A 3,670-nucleotide genomic window follows, 5' to 3' on the forward strand; every position below is an offset into this window, starting at 1 on the left:
GGTGGTCAGGTTGCCGTTGTTGTCGCGTTTGCTGGTGAGCAGTCCGCGTTCGTCGTAGGTGAAGGTGGAATTGCTGCTGGGGCAGTTGGGAGAGGGTTCGCCTTCGATGGCGACGATGCGTCTGCTGCCATTGACTACTTGGAAATAATAGATGGCCTGCTTGCCGTATTCGTTGGTGACCCGCGTGGAGTAACCGCCGTGGTGGCTGAGACTGATCTTTTCCGCCCCAGTGGCGTGCTCGCTGGAGATTGCCCGGCCCTGATTGTCGTAGTGCCATGAGGCATAGCGCACGCCGCGTTCGTCGGTAATACCGGTGAGCAGGCTGCCGTTGCGACTGTCCTCGTAGTGATAGCGACGCGTCAGCGAGCCTTCTCCGTTGCTACGGGTAACTGCTGTCAGGCGGCGGCTGTCATAGCTGTAGGTCACCTGGCCGTCGGGTGTACGCAGACTGGTCGGCTGGTGTTTGCCGTCCTCGGAGAAGGTGAGCCGGTTGCCAGCCTCGTCGTCGACGTTGATTCCGTTGGCTGTATAGGCGAGGTAGCGAGTGCCTAAGGCGGTGGTCGTTTGCCTAAGCAGTCTTCCGTCGTTGTCGAAGACCAGTCGCTCGTTGTCAGCGGACAGATATTCCCAGCCGTTTCCCTTCTTTTCCAGCAGGCCCTGGTCGGGATTGCGTGGGACGAAGTTACTACCTGAAAGGGTGAAGACCAATTCCCGACCATGATGCAGGGCCACTGTGACGACGCTATCGGAAGTGAGGCGCAGGCTACTGGAAAAGTTGTGGCGCCAAAGCCCGTCTGTGCTGTTGTAGCTGCGTTGGAAAGCCAGGGCCGGGGTGCTGGTGGAGATATAGTCGGTTTCCAGCTGGAACTTGTTGCCCGAGGCAATATCGATGGGGTTGCCGACGCAGGAGTTTTCCTTCGGCGGGCCCTTGTCGTCGGGTAGTGGGCAGGCGATCTGGACGGATGCGGGAGCCGAAGGGTCGGGTGGGCAGTTGCTCTTGTTCGGGTCCAGGCATTGGCCGATGGTTGGGTCGTATTGGGTACCTGTTTGGCAGGAGTCGCCAACTCGATAGATGGGATAGTTCAGATCTACGTATGTAACGCCAAGTTCGTTTTCATAAGGAGGTCGTCGGCACTGGGCTACAAGTTGTCCTGTAACGGTTGGTTCTAGGAAAACGAACCACCATGGCGACCCCGCCTTACCAACAGACCACGCACAGTAAGCGGCAGGGCTAGGAAAGCGAAAGTCGGAGGTAAACGCATTAGACCAGTAATACTCTGTGGCACTTGCACTGCCCGATATAAAGAGGGCGACCAGGACTGCCTGATGGGAGAGGGATATCTTCGGCTCCTTGCGCCGTGAGTTCTGTAAGCAGAATGGAGTAGGGTGTGTGCATGGCTCGTTGCCAGAGGAGTGGGAAATAGCTGTCACAGACGAAGCTCCCGCAAATCCTTCAGATTAAGTCTCATGTAAAAATTCGTTCCGTTTTGCGATGTGATAGCCGAAATCTGGTGCGGCTCGCTTCGTTCATCAGTTCCCTATCACCGTCTCACCTACTTTGTTACCGTCGCCGTCATACCAGTAATGCGTACTGCGGCCCGCCTCTTCGAGCCGCACTGGAAGTGCCAGTCTCGGGTGCCAGTCGGTGGCGATAGTGCGAGCCTGGGCAGTGCCGGCGGCCTCGGTGCGTAGGATTTCCAGGCCGCGCTCGTTGTATTCGTAGGTGGTCAGGTTGCCCTGGTTGTCGCGGCGGGTCTTGAGCAGGCCGCGTTCGTCATAGGTAAAGGTGGAATTGCTGCTGGGGCAGTTGGGAGAGGGTTGCCCTTCGATGGCGACGATGTGTTTGCTACCGCGGATCACCTGGAAGCGGTAGGTAGCCTGCTTGCCGTATTCGTTGGTGACAGTGGTGGAGCCATCGAAGTTGTAGGCGAGGCTGACCTTCTCCGCGCCGTTGGCGTGTTCGCTGGACACAGCTCGGCCCTTTTCGTCGTAGCGCCAGGTGGCGAAGCGCACGCCGCGGTTGTCGGTGATGCCGGTGAGTAGCCGCGGGTTGCGCGGGTCTTCATAGTGGTAACGCTGCTCACTGGCCTGGCCGGCGGCGTCGCGGGCGACCCGGATCAGGTGTCCGCCTTCATAGTTGTAGAGCACTGCCAGGCCTGGAGCGGTGAGGCGCAGTGGTTGTTGGCGGTCATCCTCGGCGAAGCTGAAGGTGCCGGGGTAGCGGTTGTGGGAAACGCGAACCTGCCCTCCCTCCCTGGCCAGACGCAGCTTTTCGCTGGCTTGGACCAGTTCGACGAGCGCGCCGGCTTCGTCGAAATCCAGGCGCAGGCCGCTCGGTTCGTCGTAGCGCCAGCCGCCATCGATCTTCTCCAATCGGCCGAGGTTATCGGCCTGGGAGGTGATGCGGTCGTACAGGCGGATGAAGTCGAGGGTCCGACCGTCCTCCCGGTGCAGGGTGACCATATGGCTCTGTAGGGTGAGGCGGGCGCTTAGGTTGTGGGTCCAGAGTCCGTTGCTGCTGTTGTAGTGACGAGTGAAGCGGAGCAGGGGAGCGATGGCCGGGCCGGCGTAGTCGGTTTCGCTCTGGTACTTGTTGCCGGTGGCGATGTTGATCGGATTACCGGCGGACAGTGACGGCGGCGAGCAGTCAGGCCCGTGGTTGGGCGGGCCATTGGGGGAAAGGCAGGCGCCGGTGTTGGCATCGTATTCCTGGTGGTCCGTGCAGCCGTCGCCCCATCTGACGATTGAATACCAGGAAGGAGGAAGCGCTCCTCCCCCGTTTGGGTATGGAGGGTGTTTTATTAGGCACTCCCCGTAACCACCTTTTACCCGTATGGCAAGAACTGTCCCGGCATAGTAGGTGTCCGACCATCTCAAAATACGGCTGGCGGTATATTCGCAGGCAAGTTGAGCCGACCTGAGATGCGGGTCGAAATAGCTCGCTGCCCACCAAAAAGGCTCGGCCTCAACCACTTGGTTAAGCGATGCTGATAGCAGGACCGCTACAAAGAATTTCCTTTTCATTTCCCACCACATTCCAATCCGTGAAATATCCGGCCCTCGCGCAGTCCGCGAGTTATCTACCCCCTAACCCATAGACCAGATGAACATCCTCCGGCTCCAACCGATACAACTCCTCATCCGGTTCCATGCACAGCCGGCATCCGAGTCTCGTATAAAAATCCACCGTGTTCTGCGACGGCGTAGCCGAAACGTAGAGCGCGCTGGCGCCGAGGTGGCGGGCCTGGGTGGCGGCGAGGTGGAAGAGGTGGGCGCCGAGGCTGCGGCGGCGGTAGGCGTGGCTGAGGTGGAGAAACTTCAGTTGCAGCCAGTCGCGCTCGGGGCCGAGGCGGCGCGGGTCGAGGACTACCGCGCCGATCAGGTGGCCCTGGTCGAACAGGCCGAGGAACCAGCCGCCGCGGTCGAAGCAGTCGAGCAGGATCGGCGTGTAGTGCTCGGCCTCGCCCTCCGGCCAGCCGCGCATGTCGTAGAACTCGGGGCGCAGCACCAGTTGGCCGGCCTCGACGGAATACAGGTGCTCGATCACTTCGCTGCGGTCGATCTCCCAGACCAGGGGGATTTCGTCGCGGCGCAGCAGGCGTTCTTCGGTCATCGTGGTTTCCTTGCGCTAAGGCCGTACATCAGCGGCAGGCGCGGACGATCGGCGGGG

3 protein-coding genes are annotated in these 3,670 nt (G+C 60.4%); all 3 read right to left on the reverse strand.

The genetic code is table 11. The features are described 5' to 3' along the window. Positions 1-1,431, reverse strand: a 1,431-nt coding sequence (locus HMPREF2581_RS33600) for a DUF6531 domain-containing protein (protein ID WP_256565212.1), incomplete at its 3' end; no start/stop codon positions are given. 99 nt (positions 1,432-1,530) lie between these two features. Continuing rightward, positions 1,531-3,036, reverse strand: a complete 1,506-nt coding sequence (locus tag HMPREF2581_RS33605; RefSeq protein WP_016254197.1) for a DUF6531 domain-containing protein — start codon at positions 3,034-3,036, stop codon at positions 1,531-1,533. 40 nt (positions 3,037-3,076) lie between these two features. Then, positions 3,077-3,613, reverse strand: coding sequence for a GNAT family N-acetyltransferase (locus HMPREF2581_RS19675; RefSeq protein ID WP_003139192.1), 537 nt, complete (start codon positions 3,611-3,613; stop codon positions 3,077-3,079). Positions 3,614-3,670 lie beyond the last annotated feature (57 nt).

Source organism: Pseudomonas sp. HMSC057H01 (assembly GCF_001836405.1).
In the GTDB taxonomy this organism is placed as follows: Bacteria; Pseudomonadota; Gammaproteobacteria; order Pseudomonadales; family Pseudomonadaceae; genus Pseudomonas; species Pseudomonas aeruginosa.

Bases quoted from the DNA above. Each gene is read 5' to 3' on its own strand.
- HMPREF2581_RS33605 (WP_016254197.1), bottom strand. From the start codon at position 3,036: ATGTGGTGGGAAATGAAAAGGAAATTCTTTGTAGCGGTCCTGCTATCA.
- HMPREF2581_RS19675 (WP_003139192.1), bottom strand. From the start codon at position 3,613: ATGACCGAAGAACGCCTGCTGCGCCGCGACGAAATCCCCCTGGTCTGG.